The sequence below is a fragment of the Paenibacillus sp. ACRRY genome (assembly GCF_022346995.1).
Taxonomy (GTDB): Bacteria; Bacillota; Bacilli; order Paenibacillales; family Paenibacillaceae; genus Paenibacillus.
The window spans coordinates 344,235-364,920 of record NZ_JAKRNM010000002.1; the positions used below are offsets into that span (position 1 = coordinate 344,235).

A 20,686-nucleotide genomic window follows, 5' to 3' on the forward strand; every position below is an offset into this window, starting at 1 on the left:
AGCGTATGGGCAAATGGAAATCGGTAATTCTTCCGCTGTTGATTGCTGTAACGATGGTAGCCGGGTGCAGTGGAGGCGGCAACGGTTCCGGCTCGCAGACGGATGCTCAAGGGGAGAATGGCGTAAAAAATAACTCTACGGGAACGGGAAAGACGTTTACCGCACTGCTGGATAACAATGCCACGTTTCCTTATTCCAAGAGCTGGCCCGTTTGGGGCTGGTTGAAGGAGAAGACCGGTGTCACGCTTGAAGTACAGACACCCTCCGGCAAGCTGGATGAAAGCCTGAATCTGGCGATTGCCTCCAAATCGCTGCCTGATCTGATGTATATGCCCAATCGCAAAGAATCGAACAAGTTTGGACAGCAGGGCGCGCTGGTGGATCTGATGGAGCATATGGACAGCATGCCGAATCTGCAGGCATGGATGAAACAATATCCCGAGGAAGCGAAGGCTGCTCTCTCCGCCGACGGCAAGATGTATATGTTCCCCAATCAGGGCTTTGGTGAGACGAACCGCATGATCTGGATGTATCGCAAGGACGTTTTCGACAAGGAAGGCATTCAGGTTCCGACGACCTACGAAGAGCTGCATGCGGCCCTGAAAAAGCTGAAGGAGAAATATCCGGACAGTTATCCTCTCTCCATCCGCTACGGACAGATTCCGGATGAGATGAATGCCAATATGACGGTGAATTATGGGACCGGAGAAGGCGCCTACTATGATTTTGACCAGAAAGAATGGCGTTATGGACCGACCGAAGACAATTATAAAGCCATGGTAGGTATGTGGAAAAGCTTCTACGACGAAGGCCTGGTTCCGCCTGATTTCTTATCGCTGCAAACCAAGCAGTGGCAGGATATGGTCTCTACAGGCAAATCGTTTGTGACCATCGATTATATCAGCCGGATTGATTTCTTTAACAATGCCATGCAGCCGGAGAATCCCGAGTTCAACATGCAGTTCATGGCACCGCCAGCTGGTGTTGCCGGTGGCAAACAGCTGAATCCGTATTTTCATTATATGGAGGGCGGGTTAACGGTAGCTTCCACCTCCAAAAACATTGACGATATCATGAAGTACATGGACTTCTTCTATTCCGAGGAAGGGCGTACGCTCAGCAGCTGGGGAGTAGAGGGCGAGACATATGTAAAGGAAGGAGATGCGATCAAGTTCAAGCCGGAATATAACGATGTCATTGAAATGCGCAAGCAGACGGGGCTGCAGACCAGTGGAACCTATACCTGGATTGATTTTAATGCGCATCTGTCCCTATTCTCGGATGCTCTGAAGCACGCTTATGAAGAAGCGGTGAAGTATGATCCTTCAGCCATGCAGCCAAGACCTGCATTTACCGAGGGTGAAAATGAAATCATCTCCATTACCGGGCAGGCGATCAAAAAGCACCGCGATGAGAGCTTTGCCAAATTCGTGACCGGCTCCCGCAGTCTGGCGGATTGGGAGAAGTATGTAGAGGAGATTAACAATCTTGGTGTAGATCAGCTGCTGAGCACCTATAAGGAAGCGTATGACCGCGTTCTGAATATTCAGTTGAGCGCGAAATGAGCGAATGTACGGCCCAGGAATCCTAGACCATTAGTACAGAATGGCAAAAGGAGGCTTCGCATATGAAAATGCAGCACCTGCGTGTGTACTCCGGATTCAGGCTAGTCATGGTTTTGTTGATAGGTATGGTGTTCGTTGGAATACCCTTCCCTGGTAAGGCGGGAGCAGCCGGTTCCATCTCGCTGGACGCGCCCGGCGGTGGTTATGTGTCGGACGGAGGAATGGTAGAGATCGGTGGCAGTTATACCGACCTGTATGACATTCGGCTGTATGTGAACGGTACGTCCCAATACGAAGTGCTGTTGAATGATCCCGATGGGGATGACAGCGGTACTTGGTCTTACATGCTCGATACCTCGGGCTATAACGGGACAGTGGAACTGGTGGTCCGCGGGCTGGATACGTCCACCCGCTACGGGGTATGGAGCACTCCCGCGATTCTTACCGTTGATAATCCGGCAGGGGCTGTCCCAGTCGTCACAATCACGGGACCATCCGAAGGTGTGCCCTTAAGCGGTCAGGTAGAGGTCACCATCGAGACGAGCTCGCCCATTCCGGTCTCAATGGTAGAGGTGAGGGTGAATCGAGGGCCTTGGCAGCAGGCGACCGAGCAAGGTTCGGCGTATGTCTTCGTGTGGGACACAGCGGGAATGGGCGATCGTACCGTCAGTCTGGAGGCCAGAGCGACCAATGCACCGGAACGATACGGCTATAGTCCAACCGTATATGCACAGGTTGGAAACGGGACGAACGAACCGGCTGTCGCTCTGCCCAATCAGGACCGGGCCATGTGGATCTGGGAACCGGAAAGCTACAAGCTTATTCTGAATCCCGGCTCGCGCCAGGTGCTAGAGTCATTCATTACGGATACACAGACATTCGGGCAAGATCCAGTCCAGACGCTGTATCTCGCAGTGGGCAAATATGCGGGGTACAATGCGCTGGAAGAACAGGTGGATGAGCTGCGTTCGTTTCTGAGCTGGGCTCATAGCAAAAATCTGCAGGTGCATGCTCTCATTGCTGGTGGCACTTCTCCGGCCTACATGGGCGCATACGAGAAATATCATAGTCATGCAGTAAGGGAAATGGAACAGGTCATCAATTACAATCTTGCAGCAGCGGATCCAGAGAAGTTTGACGGCATCAATGTGGATATAGAACCTTACATTTCCCCCGACTTCAGAGATCCAAGCCGGTTCCTGCAGCAGGAATATCTGGATGTCTTGCAAAAAATGATTGATCGCCGGGATATGGCAGGTATCCGGCTGCCGTTCGGCCCAGCTGTGCCCAAGTGGTATGACACGTCGGATCAGGGTGCAAATATTGTCTGGAATGGATCCAGCAAGTGGCTCTCCGAGCATGTTCAGGATATCTCCGACTATATCACCATCATGGATTACCGGGATACGGCGGATGGCTCCGCTGGCATTATTGCCGGGGCTGCTGGAGAACTCGCTTACGCAGACCAGATCGGCAAGCCGAATTCGGTGGTGATTGGGGTGGAGACGCTGGATATCGCGAATAGCGGCGATCCCGAGACAATCACGTTCTGGGAAGAAGGCCGCAGCCATATGGAAGCCGAACTGGATAAGGTCTATACAGCTTACGGGCAGAGCAGTGCCTTCGGCGGTATTGCCGTCCATCACTATGATTCCTACCGGGCACTGCCTTCTTACTGGGGGCCTGGAGGCACATTTTGGACAGCGCCGGATGATCAGGAGGCCCCTTCGGCCCTTGCTGGAATGCCCTCCATCGAAGCCACCAGTTATCAGGCTATACAACTGAATTATGGAATGGCTTCGGATAACATGGAAGTTGATCGATATGTAATCTATCGGAGTACGGTTCAAGGCTTCATGCCTGCTGCTTCAGATATCGCTGGACTCGCCCGGGGCTTGAACTACCAGGATAAAGGGCTGCTGCCGGATACGACGTACTACTACCGCATTGCAGCCCGCGACTTGCAGGGCAATATCGGACCACTCACGGATGAAATCTCGGCTACGACGGGAAGCACCGCCCTGAAGCCTCTGATTGTGTCGGACTTGAATCTGGTGTATAGCGGATCAGCAGTATCCGTCACCCTGAAGGTCAGGGATTACGATACTGGTACGGTACTAACGGGTGCGAAGGTGGAGGGAAGGTTTACGTATTCAGCAGGACGGTATACCAGCGGCATCACAGGAGCAGATGGAAATGTCACGCTTGGCTCGGAAGCGGTGATGCCCGGAAGACAGGTTGGTTTCGAACCTCGCCGAATCCGTTATAACGGTTATTTCTATGCAAGCAGGCATGATCTGTCCCATGCGACACTGCTGATGCAGAATATGGGTCACGAAGAATCAGGTGAGCAGCCGTCTGAAGGAGGATGAGAAGCATGAACGCAAATGGCTTGACACAGCCACTGGAAACTCAAGTTGTCGATCGAATGTCTGTACAGATCTATGCCAATCGGGACCAGATGGGGGCAGCTGCCGCAGCTGCGGTTGGTCAGCAATTAAGACAGCTGCTGCAGGATTCAGAGCGTCAGGTCCGTATCGTCTTCGCTGCAGCACCTTCACAGAACGAATTGTATGAGGGGCTGGCACGGGAGCAGAACATCGACTGGTCAAGGGTCTGTGCTTTTCATATGGATGAATACATTGGTTTACCGGATGAGGCTCCGCAGCGTTTCGGTCAGTATCTGACGGAACGGCTGTTCAGCCGAATTCGCCCGGGGCGGGTGGAACTGCTGAACGGACTGGGCGATGTGGAGCAGGAGTGCCGGAGATATGGAGAGCTGCTCCGTGCTGCTCCCATGGATATCATCTGTCTTGGGATCGGAGAGAATGGGCATATTGCCTTCAATGATCCACCTGTTGCTGATTTCAATGACCCGGTGCCTGTAAAAGTGGCGAAGCTGGATGAGGCCTGCCGCCGTCAGCAGGTAAACGATGGCTGTTTTGCCCGGCTGGATGACGTACCTGAACAGGCTTTGACTCTGACGGTGCCGGCGCTCATGGCAGGAGTTCAACTGTTCGCCATTATTCCAGGGGCATCGAAACGTCGGGCGCTCAAGGCAGCCTTACATGATCCAATAAGCACCGCATGTCCAGCTACCATCCTGCGTACACATCCCGGTATTACGATGTTTACGGACCGGGAAGCCTTCGGCCTGTGAGCGTGCCCATTCATGGTAGACACTACCGGACGGGGCTGCCCATTGAGGTCCGAGTCAGAGAGGGAAAGATTGCTGCCGTTACTGATCTCGCCGTGACACCTTCAACGGAACATCTTCCCTGGCTTGCCCCCGGTCTGGTTGATTTGCAGGTGAACGGTGGTTGGGGTCTGGATCTGAATGCGGCTCCGCTGTGTCCGGATACGGTGCTGAAGCTGACCATGCTGCTGCGGAGTCAAGGAGTCACGAGTTATTGCCCTACACTCATTACAAACCGTTGTGATCGGCTCGCTGAGTCTGCATCCGCTATTGCAGAAGCTGTTCGGGTGAACCCGGATGCGGCCGCGGGCATAGCTGGCATTCATCTGGAAGGCCCGTTCCTGTCACCGGAGGACGGACCGCGTGGTGCACATCCGCGGCAGCATATCGTTCCCCCGGACTGGGATGCCTTGTGCCGCTGGCAGGAGGCAGCAGGTGGGTTAATCCGTATCGTGACCCTTTCCCCGGAGTGGCCGGATGCAGCTTCATTTATCGCCCGGTGCCGTGAATCTGGCATTCTTGTTTCGATTGGGCATACGGCGGCTGCGCCTGATCAGATCCGGGAAGCTGTCCAGGCGGGGGCCGTCATGTCCACCCATCTTGGCAATGGTGCACATCTGATGCTTCCACGCCATCCCAACTATCTGTGGGAGCAGCTGGCAGCAGATGAGCTGTATGGCTGTATGATCGCAGATGGCCATCATCTTCCGCCATCCGTGCTGTCCGTCATTCTCCGAATGAAGCGCAAACGGGCCATTCTAGTAAGCGATGCCGTCTCACTTAGCGGCATGCCACCAGGTTCTTACCGTTTGCACATCGGCGGCGACGTGGTGTTGACAGCAGAAGGGCGGCTGCACCTTGCCGGGCAGCCGCAGCTGCTGGCCGGCTCGGCAATGATGCTGCTGGATCAGGTGAGCTATCTCGTGGAAACAGGACTTGCTGGACTTGCCGATGCCTGGGATTGTGCTTCGGCGCATCCGGCGAAGCTGCTTGGACTTCAACAGGCCGCAGGACTTGAGGCAGGAGCACCTGCGGATCTGGTTAGCTTCAACATGAACGATGGGAAGCTGAGCATGCTGCAATGCTGGAAGAATGGCCGGATGCAGCCACAGGGTAACGAATAGGAGGAGAGCGATGCAGAGCTTGATACCGCAACCGAAGCAGTTTACAGCAATTCAGGAAGGCCCCTTACGGCTGGACGATAAGGCAAGAATAAGCATGTATATGGAGCAGGAAGATGCCCGGCTGGCAGTTCATTGCCGACGGGCATTTCCGGGACCCCAATATACGTCCTCAAGAATAGATCAAGGTTATTGGCTTGTTATAGAACGTTCGGCAGAGCAAGGACCACAGCAGGTAGACGATGACCCTAAGATCAGCGATCAGACTGTTGATGAAGTCCATGGAGAACAGGGGAAGAGCTCGCTCCCCCCTGTTGTCACTTCAATTGATGCAGAAAGGGAAAAAAAATGGGCTTGTCTAGCAGGGAGGCCGCAAGGTTACACGCTAGAAGTGTCGGCCCGAAGAGCGGAGGTTTGGGCGCTGGATGCTGCGGGTCTATTTTATGGATTGCAGACCTTGGCTCAACTGCGTAGCTCAGATGGTGACATCCCTGCTGTATCTATATCTGACTGGCCGGATACGGCTGTGCGGGCAATGAATCTGGATCTACGCCAGACGTTCTCGAAGCCAGAGCTACTGATCGAATATCTGGGGGAGTTTGCAAAATATAAGACGAATGCCGTGCTGATTGAATATGAGGATAAATTTCCATTTCGGACACACAGCGAGTTCGCACATCCGAAGCATGCGTTAAGCCTGTCGCAGCTTGAAGAACTGAAGCGTACTGCCCATGAACATTTTATCGAGATTATTCCGCTCCAGCAGAGCTTCGGACACCTGGAGTATGTACTACGCCACGAGGCCTGGCGGCACCTACGTGAAACAGAGCAGTCGACTGGGGAAATCTGCCCATCGCACCCGGAGTCCTTCGAGTTGATTACCACGCTGCTTGGAGAGATGATTGACGCCCACCCGGAATCGCGATATATCCATCTGGGCTGTGATGAGGTCTACAGCCTATGCGAATGCGAACGCTGTCAAGTTGAATATGAAGGTGTACGGGAACGAGCCTTTATCTCCTTTTTGAACCGGTTGATCGCCTATACGGCAGAGCGGGGGAAACAGCCAATTTTCTGGCATGATATGCTCGACAAATGTCCACCAGAAGAACTCGCTAAGCTGGATCAGCGAAGTACAGCCATGATCTGGATTTATAATGGTCGCAATATTGAAGCAGAAGTTACTTCGCATACGGACAAATTCCGCTCGCTAGGCATGGAAGTCATGGGAGCTCCAGCCGTTCGCAGCTTTGACTGGGCGGAGCATCAGAACTATCCGGTATTATCGAACCGAACGGACAACTTGCTTCAGTGGGCTGAAACAGCAGGCAAGCTGGATCTTGATTGTATTGTTGCTACCAACTGGACGGGGCCGTTCAGTCTTGGTGTTCCGTATGGCATTTTTGAAACGACCTGGTACCCCATGCTGCTGCATGCGGACCTGGCCTGGAATCGCAAGGCGAATGCAACCACCTTTATTGACCGATTCCTGGAACGGTTTCATGGCATTGATCCGGTTACCGGGCATACGTGCCTCGGCCTTTATCAGTTGGAGGACTATTATGAGATCATCTGGAAGCTTCTGGACGAGGTGCAGGAGCATAAGGAAGAAGCGGAACTGGTTGCCATTATGCATGATTTTGAGGTAGCGACAGACCGTTCGCGAGCGATCCACAAGTATGCCTACCGCTGGGAGCTGTATCCTGGAGACGATGCGGAGTGGCGCTCCCTGCAGAATAACTACACGAGAAACCGCCGCGGACGCGAGAAGGTTCTGCCACGTATGAAGGCAGCGCTGGAACGTTACCAGCCGCCTGCTATGGCAGAGCATTTTGTGAAGTCTAGGTTCTACCTGCATGACTATCTGGAGCGCACACTCTATCATGAATTGGGACTGAATGCGACCTATACGGAATCTGAATCGAAGGCGATGAGCCTGGAAGATAAAATAGCCATGATGTGTGTGGTTGGTACGCCATCTACTTATGCCGAGCCGGAATTTCGGGGGAGAATGTCGCAGCAGCGGTTTGGTGGAATCGGCATCTTTCCCCATAATGTTGAGAGTGAGCAGCAGACGCTGGCACTACTGGAAGAAGTTCAGAAGATAGCCGGAGAGTCTGGCAGCTCGTTGCCTTATTATATTTCGGTAGATGAAGAAGGAGGCACCCTGTCCAAGTTCAAAACCTTCTTTCCCTATATTCCGGGTAACCGGGCAGTTGGATTAAGCGAAGACCCCGAAACAGCCTACCTGCTCGGTAAATTCATCGGCAGTCAGTTGAACGCGCTGGGGATTCCGATGAACTGGGCACCTGTACTGGATGTGAACACCAATGTGGATAATCCCGTCGTCGGTGTCCGTTCTTTCGGAGAAGACCCAGGGCTGGTAGCGCGATTTGGTCGGGCTTATATCCAGGGGATGCATGAAGCAGGTGTGGCCGTGACGGCAAAGCACTTTCCAGGTCACGGCCAAGTAAGCGGGGATTCGCACGTGGTCTTGCCTGCGTGTGAGCTAACGCTGGAGCAATTGATGGAGGGACCGCTTCTCCCCTTCGTTGAGGCAATCGATGCCGGAACGGATTCAATCATGATGGGACATCTGGTGTTTCCCAACATTCCCGAATCTGCTGGGCTTCCAGCTTCGCTCAGTTCTTACTTTGCCTCAGAGCTGCTGCGTACCAAGCTGGGATTTGAAGGTGTAATCTGCACCGATGATATCGAGATGGGAGCGATCCGTAATCATTTCAGTCCGGATGAAGTAGGCGTCCTGGCCGTACAGGCGGGGAACGATATGATTCTAATGTGTCACACCCCTGAGTATCAGAGCCGGGTTATTACGGGTATTCTGGCAGCTGTGCAGGATGGGCGGATCGACGAGGCGCGAATTGACGAGTCTGTTCATCGGATCCGGCAGCTATACGGTAAATTCCAACAATACCAAGCGTCTGCCCAGCCTATTCCGAGAGAGGAGTGGGATGAGGAGGCATTGAATCTGGCTCGTAAAACTGTGAAAGTTACCCGAGATCCACAGCGATTGCTTCCGCTCAAGACTTCGCTGAATTATTCGCTGATTCTGCCGAAGCAGGAGCAGCTGACGCAGGCCGATAATAGCGGTGCAGCCGAGATTAGACTGGCATCACTTTTGAAGGATGCAGGATTAACTGTGGTGACGCACCACTGTTCTATGAGGCCGGATGCGGATGAAATCACCTCACTCGTACAGCAGACGGCTGGTGCGGATGTGGTGATCCAGGGTACGCTTAATGCTCATCTGTTCACAGGTCAGTTGGCGCTCGCCGAGGCACTGGCATCAGTTAAGCCCCTACTGAATCTGGTGCTGCGCAATCCGTATGACGACGCCGCACTGCCGCAGCAGGCCGGGAGCATACAGCTGTGTTCTACCTCTGATTATTCGCTGCGGGCACTGGTGGAGCAGCTGACGATGGCAGCTTCGAAGTGACTTGTCAGCTTGAAATGGTATTCCATAATGAAAAGGTAAAAAGCCCGTGAAGTAACGGGCTTTTTACTGTATTGAATCCGTCTGTTATTCCTTGGTTGCTATAAGGGTTCTCCATGATAGATAGGGACTGCAATAAAACATCCCATCAAGCCTCCATTATGCGTTGGTATCCGTTATCGCAGGGATATTGATTTCTTTTACGCAGGCTGCCTTGGACAGGTTCACGATGCATTTGACGATGGAAACCATATCCTGAAGGGGGATACGTGTGCCATTATATTCAGCTAGTGCTCGTTCACTGCCCTCTTCATAAGGTATTTCACCTGCAAGCTCCCCGGGGTTAATACATGTTACGGCAATGCCATCATGTCTCGTGTGCTCCCGCAAGGCCTCCGTAATTCCACGAATGGCGAACTTGGAAGCTACAAATGAAACTTGAGTGTTATTCGAATTGTTCAGACCTGCAGTCGAGCCAATCAGAATGATTTTGCCAGCTGTTGATCGCCGGAGATGGGGTAGTAATGCCTGAATACATACAATCGCAGAAGTTATATTCACATGAATCAGATTCGAGATGTCAGCAGGAGCGTCCTGGTCAAACGTGTAGTGATCCTCGAACCCTTCCTTTTCCCAAATGCCTACATTGTAAATGAGAACATCCAGTGTTTCGTGCTGGAGCACGTCTGTGACCACTTGGGCTGCATGGAGATCAGACAGATCCGCCTGAATCCATATGCGTTCTACGCCGTCGTTCAGGTTCAGACTGTCAGGCCTGCTGCGAGAGATGACCCAGACCTTGTCTCCCTGCTCGGGGACACCTCTGACGAAGGCATCTCCAAGTCCTTTGCTTGCACCAAATACGAGATAGTTTTTCAATTCAAGTTCTCCTTCTTTTCAATTATCGAATCAAGGGGTAGCAGATCAAGAACAGACTCTTTATTTTCCAAAAGTATAATTTCTTCTCCCTGCTGCTGTCTTAATGCTATATTTTCCCGTCCCCATGCACACATCACATCCACAATCTTGTTGGCAGTAACTCCATATTCCGTAAGACTGTATTCGACTTTGGGGGGCATCTGTTGATACACATGTCTTCTGACAAGGCCGTCCCTCTCCAGCTCACGTAATTGCTGAATCAGGACCTTTTGTGAAATGCCGTCGATACTGCGCTGCAGCTCGCCTGTCCGTTTCACGCCTGACATTAATAAACATATCATTAGCGCTTTCCACTTGCCGCCGATAATCTCGAGTGTTGCTTCGATTCCCAGATTATATTGTTTCATGATCGTTCACCTCGTTCAGGTTACATCTTGCTGATGCGGTCTAACTGCTCATTTTCTCACAACTTTGCTGATGAAGTCCATACACACCTCGAAGTAACCATCTTACTTTATTGTGTGTATTTTCTTTTTGTCAGGCCTATATGATAATGGCGTTATTCAGCCTGAACCAAGAAAGGAAGTTCAACAATGAAAACACTCGTGATCCTGGCACATCCGAATATTGACGTCTCAAGAGTTAATCGGCGCTGGAAAGAAGAGCTTGAGCAGTATGAGACGGATATCACCATCCATGAGATCTACCAAGCATATCCTGATTGGAATATCGATGTTTCGCGAGAGCAGAAGCTGCTCGAGGCATATGATCATATTATCCTGCAGTTTCCGCTATATTGGTACAGCTATCCGCCTTTGCTCAAAAAGTGGTTTGATGATGTTTTTACCTACGGCTGGGCGTATGGATCATCAGGCAATAAACTTCGCGGGAAAAAGCTGAGCCTCGCCATGTCCATTGGAGATAAAAAAGAAAATTACACGCCGGAAGGTTCCGTCTCCTTTACTGTAGATGAAGTGATTGCACCTTTCAAAGCCAGTATCAAACATGTGGGCGCGATAGCTTTACCATACTTTGCAGTTTTCGGTGCATCATTCCAGGCTACAGATGAAGAGATAAACCAAAGTGCTCAGGATTACATCCGGTATATCCGTAAGTATCAGAAGAATGCTGGATCCATCTCGGTTTGAAGCGTTATGCGTTACGAATGACTATTGTCAAAAAAATAATCATGTCAAAAGCCTGCCTGGGTTAGGCGGGTTTTTGGCAGGGTAGTACGGAACAGCTTATGTACGCTCAGTTTTCCTTTCCTTTGCGATGCTTCCCCATTATCTATGGCATAACCAGACTCAGGGTCCTCACCAATGCCTTCCCGTTTCTTGGTTGTATAAGCAGGTGCAAGAAATATCCTCGCAGCAAGTCCGTGGAAGGTTTCTCCAAAAACATATTGTAATTGATAATAATTATCAATTATACTTCCGATAGACAGGAGGTACAACCATGTTGAAAGAGGATCATTTACTACTATGGGATTATGCCAACATTCAACTGAAGGACATTCGTCATCATTTTTTGGGGGTAGGGGATGGGTTAACTGCCTATCGGTTTCCTTCATCTGGCTATCTATATATTACTCGTGGCACCGCATCTTTTCGATTGAATGGCAAGGAGCATGAAGCAGACCGTTTTCATGTCATACACAGTGGAAAAGGAGGTTTGCTGGATATTTATTCGGTTAGAGAGGGACTGGAATACTATCTCGTTTTCTATAAGGCATCGCTCTCCATTAGGGCATTACCGGGTGTACGGAGACGTTTTGAGACGTGCAGTCCATTCCACAAACCATATGATTTTGTGCCGCATGATCCGGTGGGATTGCTGCTGCTTCTGAAGGAAATGCGCCGTATGTGGCTGGAAGCCAGCGTGCTGGAGCGGATTCAGGTCAAATCGAAGCTATACCAATTTGTATATGAGATCGAGAAGCAATTACAGATGAATGTTAAAACCAATGGCAAACCCGATCTGGCGGAACAAGCCATTTATTATATAAGGGAGTATTACCGGGAGCCTATTACATTGTCCTCCGTGGCCGAACGTTTTAACTATAGTGCTGCTTATATGGCAAAACAGTTTAAAACCAAGACCGGAAGCAGTCTTATTGATTATGTTATTCAAACACGTATAGAGAAGGCGCAAGAGCTTTTGCTACATACCGAAGCCTCCTTGCAAGAAATTGCCGAGGGCGTGGGCTACAAGGATTTGTCTTATTTCATCCGCATGTTCAAGAAGGTAACCGGATTAACTCCAGGCAATTACAGATCCATATCCCTGCAGGCGGGAAGCGCAGATCGTCCTATAACCAGGCTAAGATTGTCTAATGCACAAACGAGAGGACAAGGGTATATTGGTGATGAGTATGATAATCATTATCAGTATAGAAGGGGCGATTTACCGATGTGCAGAAATACCAAAAGATCCATGGGGGCAGTGATGTTGTTGTGTTTGGCCATTTTAGTCAGCGCCTGCTCGCCTGCTGTGAGCAATACAAGCACAACTTCCGCATCATCCGTAGAGACACAAACGAGTCAGCAGGTGAGCACTGCGCCTTCAGAGAGGTTATATACGGACAATCAGGGACATGAGGTCAGCATACCAGAAAAGCCGCAACGCATCGTACTTCAAGGCAATTCCATCGGAGATCTGCTTGCGCTGGGAGTTCAACCGGTAGGAATCGATCGCAGATTTATTGAAAATTCGGCATATGAGGATAAAGAAATTACGCCAGCAGAGGATATCGGTTTTCCCACCAGCTTTGAGAAAATTCTCTCACTGGAGCCGGACCTGACCATGCTGGGTTACGTTCTGGACAAGCAGTATGATGAGATCTCCAAAATATCACCGACCGTTGTATTTGATCAGAATCTGCCATTAAACGAACGACTCACAGTCATCGGAGAGATTGTAGGTAAACAAGACGAAGCAAAGCAATTGTTAACGGACTATAACCTCAAGGCGGAGAAAATGTGGAGTGAGTTACGAAAGCAAGGGAAGATTGAGGAAGGCGAGACAGCTGTTGTCATGTTGTATTATTGGGACAGAACGATGTACCTGATGAAAACGGGCGGAGTGCCTGAGCTGTTGTATCAGCCGCAAGGCTATAAGATGTCTGATAAGGTGAAGGGAATTGAGCCTGCCGAAGGCTCGCCATTTATTGAAATTTCACCTGAGCTAATGCATGAGACACTTATCGGTGATCACCTGTTTGTGTTGTATCCTCAAAATGATGATGCAGAAGCATCCTTCAAGGAGCTGCTTGAAACGCCTCTGTGGAAGAAGCTGCCCGCTGTGCAAAGTGGCAAAGTCACTTTTATTGAATCCAAATGGAATTATGAAGATATGCTGACCAGTGATATGCTGCTCGATGAGTTTCCGAAGATGATCGCTGAATAAGTGGCACATGAGAATCTTATAGATACGTAATGTATTCTACATTGATGCTCAATCACTGAATGCCAACAACGTTAAAAAGCCCGCATGCTTCGCGGGCTTTTGTTTTGTCTGCTATATTTTTTCTTCCCCAATCGCTACCGCATTCTCCTCATAACTAATCCAGTCGCTCCAGCTACCAGCATACAGCTTCACGTTCGTATATCCGGCTTCCTCCAGCGCAATCACGTTCGGGCAGGCCGAGACGCCGGAGCCGCAATATACGATAATGGGCTCGTCCTTCGCCAGCTTCCCGAAACGTTCCTCCAACGTACTCACGTCAGACCACCGACCTTCTGCACCAAGCACGTCCTTCCAAAAATAATTCTGCGCGCCCGGAATATGTCCAGCCTTGGCGTCGATCGGTTCTTCCAGACCCGAATAGCGGCGGGCATCACGTGAATCAATCAGCACGGCTGAGCTATTGGCCGAAGCTTGCTGAGCATCCTGCACGCTGGCGAGCATGTGTGGCTGCACATTTGCTTCGAACGTGGATGGAATCCGCACGGGCACGTCGGTGGTTACCGGGAACTTGGCGTTCTGCCAAGCAGAGAAGCCCTCGTCCATCACGTACACCTGTTCATGGCCCAGATAACGAAGCAGCCACCATAGTCGCGAAGCGTTCATACCACCTTGATCATCGTAAGCAACAATACGAGCATTTGAACCGATTCCCGCTTTCGAGAGACGCTTGGCCAGTTCTGCCGGGTCAGGGAGCGGGTGGCGTCCGCCATGAGCGGACACGGGAGAGGACAGATCCTGTTCGAGATTCAGATAAACGGCGCCTGGAATATGGCCAGCCTCATAAGCTTGTCTTCCTGCATCCGGTTGACCGAGCAGGAATCTGCAATCGGCTATGACCACATCGGGTTCGTACATTCTGGCGAGCAGCCAGCGCATGGATACAATGTTTTTCATGAAAATACACCGCCTTATGAAGAGTATTGGATTCCGATTGAAATCTGTTATACCAGACTCCAATCGTTATTTTTGCTTCGGATAGATTACACCGCCGTAGGTTCGGCAGGTCCTTGGCCGCCCACAGGGGTGTCAGCTGGAATAGACACCGGTTTGGTTTTGCCATACCGAATGAAGATCCACACCCCGAAGATAATGACGACACCAGCAATCATCTGCATGGCACTGAGTGATTCACCAAGCAGCATCCAGGCCAGCAGTGAGGAGAATACGGGTTCACCAAGCACGCCCATGGATACCGTTGTGGCATTCATATACTGAAGCAGCCAGTTAAAGAGATAGTGTCCGAAGATCGTCGGCACGATGGCGAGCAGTAGGAAAATTCCCCACTCCGAAGCGGCATAACCCCCGAACGGATGCCCCATGGCCAAATTATATACTGCCAGCGTACAGGCAGCGACGAAAAATACCCAGAAATTATAAGAGAAGGCACTGAGTCCGGAACGCAGAAATTGTCCAAGCAGCATATGGATGGCTACCGCAATGGTTCCCAGCAGAGACAACAGATCACCTTGCAGTGCCGTACCGGCTAACTGAAAATCTCCAGCTCCGATGGCGATGGACCCAAGCAGGGCGATGCCCATGCCGATAATCATCATACGGTTAATCTTGGCTTTGAACAGCCAAACGGAACCGGCAAGAATCAATATGGGCTCAAGGGCGAGAATGACCGTGGAGCTGGCCACACTCGTAAGTCTGAGCGATCCCATCCACAGCAGGAAATGAAGTGCCAGCATCACACCCGATGCGAGCAGCAGCCCCCACTGCCTGAAGTTTAGGCGCATCATTTCATGCCGGTATTTCCAGACAAACGGAAGCATCAGCAGATTGGTGAGAAACAGCCGATACATGGCGATAACAGCCACATCTGCACTGGACCAGCGCACGAAAATGGAAGAAAACGAGATGGCAATAATGCCGACAACGAACAGAAGTTCAATGGATCTGCCGGCACGAAACAAGCTTGTCATGGATGTAGCTCCTTCTTGAAGTCAAATGGCGTAAATCAATTCATTATACAGGAGAACACAGCTGTTCGAAAAGCGATGAAAGAAAAATAGATAAGCAGATTGTAACCGGGCTTGTAACTATTCTGTCATTCACCCATGCCGCTTTTCTATTAATCTTCTATATAGAGACATGAAACGATATAATATACCAATAATCGGGAAATTAAGGAAGTGGCATGGAAAGTGAGAGTTCAACAACAGACAGCAGGAGAAAACGGCGGGATTGCGAGCAGAACCAGCCGAACGAAGACACACAAACGAAGACGAATCCGGTACGGAAGATTGAGTGCAGCCTTGATGCTGATTGCACTGATCATTACCGGTTTAACATATGCATTCATTGGAATGACCCACTGGATTAAGGGCTATGTAGCCCCGCCCCCGGTAGCTGCTATTGAACAGCCAACCAAGCTGGGCATGATTGAAATGACTCCAGATGTGAAGGAAGAGCCTGCACGGTTTCAGGGACAGGTTCGCAAGCTGGCATACATAACGTTTGATGATGGACCGAGTGAGTATACGGAACAACTGCTGGATATTTTGAAAGAGCATGAGGCCAAGGCAACCTTTTTCATGATTGGACGTCAGTTGAATCAGCATAAGTCCGCGGTAGAGCGACTGGTTCAAGAGGGCAGCTACCCGGGGCTCCACAGTATGACACATAACTATAACACCCTGTACAAAAGCGGAAGCTCCGCGAATTTTGTGAAAGAATTCAAGAAGGAACAGAAGATGGTGCAGGATCTGATTGGCTTTACGCCGCATCTGATTCGCGCTCCTTACGGCAGCAGTCCACAGATCGGTGAATCGTTCAGGGGCGACATAGCCGCAGCGGGATTCAAAATGTGGGATTGGACAACAGACTCTCTGGATTGGAATCTTCCGGGTCAGCCGGACAAAATCGTGGCGCGTGTCAGCAAGAGTGTCCACCGGGACAAGGAAGTGATCCTGATGCATGAGCGGGAGCAGACGGTGCAGGCTTTGCCGCGTATTCTGAAATTGCTAGAAGATCGGGGTTATGAGTTCGAAGTCTATGACCCGAATGCACATTGGACTGCCAATTTTAGCGGAGATACCCGCTTGTAATTAGAGACGATAATAGAAATGCAGAGAGGAGACGACCGAGTGCGTACGTGGAAAAAATCAGCACTGGCTGCCGTCGGCCTAGCGTTGACGGTGCTCATCAGTGCCTGCGGCGAGCCGCAGGAGCCGGCTGCGAACCAGGTGAACGAATTGATCCGGAATGACCAGGAGATGACTCAGAATCTGAAGGAACTTGCCCGTCATGAACGGGAGGAAATGGAATTGTACACGTCGATTTTGAATAAGGGAAAAAACAAAAATAGTGACCTGGAGTCACTACTGGATCAGGCAGAAGATCATATAGCCGAGCGGAGAAAACTGCTGGAGCAGGCGGAAACCTTGATGAATCAGACACGGGAGCAAACGCCCGCTGTGCGGGATTCCCTGGGACGTTTGTCTTTTGAAAAAGAAGAGACGCTAACCCAGGCTCAAACCGTTTTGGACCAGTATGAAGTAAGAGCGCGGACATTTGAGGAGTTTGTAACCTCGTATCAGCAAAGTCTGGATGCCGATGAACGGCTCTATTCCTTAATGAGAGGCAGCGTGGATCCGAATCTGGTGAAAATCAAGCGCGCCATCCGGGAACGCAACATCCAGTATGCGCAGCTCGCCGAGATCAGAAAGCAATTCAACAAGCAGACAAAAGCGTTTAACGGGGCCAATGCCAAGCTTGTTCAAATGGAACAAGCGAGTTAGAGATGTGCTCTACTTCCGCTTCTTCTATTCATCTATCTGATTGAGCCGGCGGTCAGCCGTGTAAGTACTAGTAAGCAACTTGAAGCAACATGGACAAGCATCATTGCGTATAAGCTAACGGAGGTGTTCATATGCGAAATACAATGAATATTAGTGCATCACTACTCGTTTTACTCATGGGATTCTCACTTGTGGCCTGTGGTAACAGCAGTCCTGCAGCACAGCCACCCACCAATAATACAGGAGAACAGACACCTGCACCGGAACAGCAGCCGAATGACAGTGCGGTGATTGAAGCAGAAGGCATTTTGACTGGCTGGGCAGATCCTCACACGGTAGAGATCCGTGTCAAGGAGGTTCCGATGGCTTTCCAGGTTGAAGAGAATGTGCAGAAGTCCTTCGATGACATTGATGATGAAGATTCAGTACAATTCAAATATGTAGAGAGAACGATTGAGACCGGCGACAATACAACCAAGCAGCTGGTACTTACGGAAATCGCGAAGATCGAAGCGGATGAACCGAACGGTTCCAGTGCAGGCGATAACGTGACATCGGATCGTTCCAAAACAACAGAGCTGGAAGTAACGGTGGAAGGCATGACGGAGAAACGTCCAGCTGAACTTGCACAAGGTGAGGGATACTCGCTTTATGTGTTTGAACCCATGGCCTTTGATGCAGAGGACGACGAATTGACGATGAAGATTGATCCTGACTACAAAGTGGAGATCGAAAAGCTTCCTTCAGACTTCAATCTGGATGCGCTGAAGATGGATGCCAAGGAAGAGCTGAGTGAAACGGGAGAGGTCAAGGAACTGAGCAAGGAAGAGCTGAGTAAAGGCCCGATGAAGGATGCAAGACTGTATATGATGGCCCAAAACGATAAAAAGACCCAGTATTTCATTGTAAAAAAACTGGACGGAAATGGTTTTATTTTCCAGATTTATGCACCTGTGGGTGAACCATCTGAGGGATTCCTGCCGATGGCGTATGTATCCCTGAATTCCATTATGAATGAAGCAAACATGACAAAATAACATGAAAAGAGCCGGAAGGAACGATGCTTGGGCATGGGTTCCTCCCGGCTTTTTTTGCCGTCTCTATTCAGCTGTGCATAACCTACCGTCTTACCTGAGGTTTCAGGTTAAAATGGTCGATCCCTTGTGCCCTTTGAGTTCCTCGTATCGGGCGACAACATGCTGATGAATGAGGTGTTCGTCGGGAATTCCCATGCGTTCACGAATGAAGGCGGAGACGCCATCTTCACGAATCATGTGTTGGAGCTTCATGGCTTCCTCGTCCTGCTCGTGATCAAAGAGCATTGCGGCTGCCATAGCGGAAGTAAGATGGGGAATTTCAATTCCGAATTCGCTGGCCTGCATCGCTGGGCGAACAAGCCGGTCATAAGGCGATAGCTTGCGAAGGGGTGAGCGTCCGACCCGGGTAACCTGATCTGTCAGGTTGGGGTTGGCAAAGCGTTCAAGAATGGTATGGATATATTGACTGTGTTTTTGAGGATTAAACCCGTGTTTTTTCACAAGCATGGCTCCGGTTTCCTCCATGACATGTTTAACCTTGGCACGCAATGCTGCGTTACTCATGACTTGCCTGATCGTCTTGAATCCTTCGAGATATCCGAAGTATGCAGCCACACAGTGGCCTGTATTCACGGTAAACATCTTGCGCTCAATGTAAGGCTCAAGGGAGTCGACGTAGTGTACGCCTTCAATCTCCTTGAATCCATCCAGCAGCGCCGGACGATGCACGACCCATTCGTAAAAAGGTTCAACGGTGACCTGCAGCGGATCCTTGTGGTTTTGCACCGGAACAATCCGGTCTACTGCTGCATTGGGGAACGAGATATAGCGGTCGGCTTTGGTACGGGTCTGTTCATCCAGAAACGGATATACCCGTTTCTTCAGGCGGGTGCTGCCTCCAATGGCATTCTCGCAAGCGATGATATGGAGGGGTGCCTGATTGTTGTTCTTCATGCGGAGATATATGCCTTTGGCGATGGGTTCGGCAATATCCTCAAGTGCAGATACTCCGACCGCTGTCGTAATGAGATCAGCTGATGCAATCTGCTCAGCCAGGCGATCCTGTTCGCCCACATGAATGGCCGTGACGTTGCTGACCATGGTTGTATCCTGATCTGCGTTAGCGAGTGTAATGGGATACTCTTTCCTTTTTTGCAGCATGGATATCTTCTTCGGGTTACGTGCGACAAAGCATACTTCGTAATCGGAAGCGGACAACATATGACCGATAAAACCGCGGCCTATATTGCCCGCCCCAAAATGTACAGCTTTCATGTGTGAACTCCCCCTTTAAAATTTGAAATGCGAAATTCGTGCAGACCTAAACGGTGGTGACGAGTGGTTTCGAGATCAAATCGTTAAATTCGAGGTCGGTCAGGCATGACAGCCGTTGGTGAGGCATATCGAAATTCAGTGTTCCTGTTATGGTGTTCGAGATTACAACACAGTGAATACCAGCTGCGGCAGCTGCACGCGCGCCGTTAGGTGAATCCTCAATGGCTACGGCTTCGTCTGCAGTTACTCCAAGGGCTTCCAGTGCTTGATTGTATAATTCCGGGTCAGGCTTCACATGGGCCACATCATCGGCTGTTCGAATCACTTCGAAGTAATCCTTCAGTTTCAGTTGTTCCAGATGCTGTTCGACCCATTCCCGTTTGGAGCTTGAGGCAACGGCCAGTTTTAACCCAGCCCTGCGTGCTGCTTCGAGGTAATTCTGGATACCTGGTCTTACCTGCTCTTTGTTCATCAGTGCTGCATGCTGCAGCTGAACCGATTCCCTGAACGCTTCCCGATCGATCGGAAGATTCAAATCTGTGATGAGGTACTCATAGGGATTGAATGTTTTCAGACTGGTACCGATGCATTGCGAATACATCTCGAGGGTCAAGTTCACGCCGTGTTCCTTGTAGGCATCACGAAAAGCGATATACCATGCTGTCTCCGTATCAATAATCGTTCCATCGAAATCAAAAACCAGTGCCTTAATCATAAATTTGTTCCTCCTGTTTCAGAATTAGTTTTGGGATAAAACCAAATGGAAAATCGCAAATTTCACCTTTGTTACTTTTGCGTTGCGGCAGATTAGTTGACGCGAATGCAAGTCGAGAATTATAAATGTGGAAAAATTTAAGCGTTGAAGCTAATAAAACCGTAACATGGGACAAACTTAGGGGTCAAGCGCGTCATGATTGTTTACATTGAAAATTTGCACATAAATGACGT

16 protein-coding genes are annotated in these 20,686 nt (G+C 50.3%); 10 read left to right on the forward strand and 6 right to left on the reverse strand.

All coding sequences use genetic code 11. The features are described 5' to 3' along the window. Positions 1-5 precede the first annotated feature (5 nt). The 5 genes from MH144_RS10740 to MH144_RS10760 all read left to right on the forward strand — a co-directional run bounded on the left by MH144_RS10740 (position 6) and on the right by MH144_RS10760 (position 9,339). Positions 6-1,565: an extracellular solute-binding protein gene (locus MH144_RS10740; protein ID WP_239299684.1), complete on the forward strand. Its 1,560-nt coding sequence runs from the start codon at positions 6-8 to the stop codon at positions 1,563-1,565. A gap of 62 nt (positions 1,566-1,627) precedes the next feature. After that, on the forward strand, positions 1,628-3,937 hold the full coding sequence (locus MH144_RS10745; protein WP_239299686.1) for an Ig-like domain-containing protein: 2,310 nt from the start codon (positions 1,628-1,630) through the stop codon (positions 3,935-3,937). A 5-nt stretch (positions 3,938-3,942) separates the two neighbouring features. After that, on the forward strand, positions 3,943-4,725 hold the full coding sequence (locus MH144_RS10750) for a glucosamine-6-phosphate deaminase (protein ID WP_239299688.1): 783 nt from the start codon (positions 3,943-3,945) through the stop codon (positions 4,723-4,725). Then, entirely contained in the window at positions 4,722-5,885 is a 1,164-nt protein-coding gene (locus tag MH144_RS10755) for an N-acetylglucosamine-6-phosphate deacetylase (protein WP_239299690.1), read from the forward strand. Before MH144_RS10750 ends, MH144_RS10755 begins: the two co-directional genes overlap by 4 nt. A gap of 10 nt (positions 5,886-5,895) precedes the next feature. After that, on the forward strand, positions 5,896-9,339 hold the full coding sequence (locus tag MH144_RS10760) for a glycoside hydrolase family 3 N-terminal domain-containing protein (protein ID WP_239299692.1): 3,444 nt from the start codon (positions 5,896-5,898) through the stop codon (positions 9,337-9,339). A gap of 156 nt (positions 9,340-9,495) precedes the next feature. On the opposite strand, the gene MH144_RS10765 is transcribed toward MH144_RS10760, so the two are convergent. Beyond that, positions 9,496-10,215: an SDR family NAD(P)-dependent oxidoreductase gene (locus MH144_RS10765; protein WP_239299694.1), complete on the reverse strand. Its 720-nt coding sequence runs from the start codon at positions 10,213-10,215 to the stop codon at positions 9,496-9,498. Continuing rightward, positions 10,212-10,622, reverse strand: a complete 411-nt coding sequence (locus MH144_RS10770) for a winged helix-turn-helix transcriptional regulator (RefSeq protein WP_239299696.1) — start codon at positions 10,620-10,622, stop codon at positions 10,212-10,214. The genes MH144_RS10765 and MH144_RS10770 overlap by 4 nt, the downstream gene beginning before the upstream one ends. A 186-nt stretch (positions 10,623-10,808) precedes the next feature. On the opposite strand from MH144_RS10770, the gene MH144_RS10775 reads away from it, so the two are divergent. Together MH144_RS10775 and MH144_RS10780 are read left to right on the forward strand one after the other, a co-directional pair. Next, complete coding sequence (locus MH144_RS10775; protein ID WP_239299698.1) at positions 10,809-11,363, forward strand: NAD(P)H-dependent oxidoreductase; 555 nt, start codon at positions 10,809-10,811, stop codon at positions 11,361-11,363. A 310-nt stretch (positions 11,364-11,673) separates the two neighbouring features. Continuing rightward, positions 11,674-13,623, forward strand: coding sequence for an AraC family transcriptional regulator (locus MH144_RS10780; protein ID WP_239299700.1), 1,950 nt, complete (start codon positions 11,674-11,676; stop codon positions 13,621-13,623). A 111-nt stretch (positions 13,624-13,734) separates the two neighbouring features. Here MH144_RS10780 and MH144_RS10785 read toward each other — a convergent pair whose 3' ends face one another. Together MH144_RS10785 and MH144_RS10790 are read right to left on the reverse strand one after the other, a co-directional pair. Then, the gene (locus tag MH144_RS10785) at positions 13,735-14,577 is read right to left on the reverse strand and encodes a sulfurtransferase (protein WP_239299702.1); all 843 of its coding nucleotides are present in this window, start codon (positions 14,575-14,577) and stop codon (positions 13,735-13,737) included. An 86-nt stretch (positions 14,578-14,663) separates the two neighbouring features. After that, the gene (locus MH144_RS10790; protein ID WP_239299704.1) at positions 14,664-15,608 is read right to left on the reverse strand and encodes a DMT family transporter; all 945 of its coding nucleotides are present in this window, start codon (positions 15,606-15,608) and stop codon (positions 14,664-14,666) included. A gap of 222 nt (positions 15,609-15,830) precedes the next feature. Between MH144_RS10790 and MH144_RS10795 the strand changes: the two genes are divergently transcribed. The 3 genes from MH144_RS10795 (at position 15,831) to MH144_RS10805 (ending at position 18,463) form a co-directional block, all read left to right on the forward strand. Then, positions 15,831-16,733: a polysaccharide deacetylase family protein gene (locus tag MH144_RS10795; protein WP_239299706.1), complete on the forward strand. Its 903-nt coding sequence runs from the start codon at positions 15,831-15,833 to the stop codon at positions 16,731-16,733. 39 nt (positions 16,734-16,772) lie between these two features. Beyond that, positions 16,773-17,426 (forward strand): YkyA family protein, encoded by a 654-nt coding sequence (locus MH144_RS10800; RefSeq protein WP_239299708.1) that lies wholly within the window; start codon positions 16,773-16,775, stop codon positions 17,424-17,426. A gap of 131 nt (positions 17,427-17,557) precedes the next feature. Further along, entirely contained in the window at positions 17,558-18,463 is a 906-nt protein-coding gene (locus tag MH144_RS10805; RefSeq protein ID WP_239299710.1) for a hypothetical protein, read from the forward strand. Between the two features lie 102 nt (positions 18,464-18,565). On the opposite strand, the gene MH144_RS10810 is transcribed toward MH144_RS10805, so the two are convergent. Together MH144_RS10810 and MH144_RS10815 are read right to left on the reverse strand one after the other, a co-directional pair. Next, entirely contained in the window at positions 18,566-19,738 is a 1,173-nt protein-coding gene (locus tag MH144_RS10810) for a mannitol-1-phosphate 5-dehydrogenase (protein WP_239299711.1), read from the reverse strand. 46 nt (positions 19,739-19,784) lie between these two features. After that, on the reverse strand, positions 19,785-20,453 hold the full coding sequence (locus MH144_RS10815; protein ID WP_239299712.1) for an HAD family hydrolase: 669 nt from the start codon (positions 20,451-20,453) through the stop codon (positions 19,785-19,787). Between the last annotated feature and the right edge of the window lie 233 nt (positions 20,454-20,686).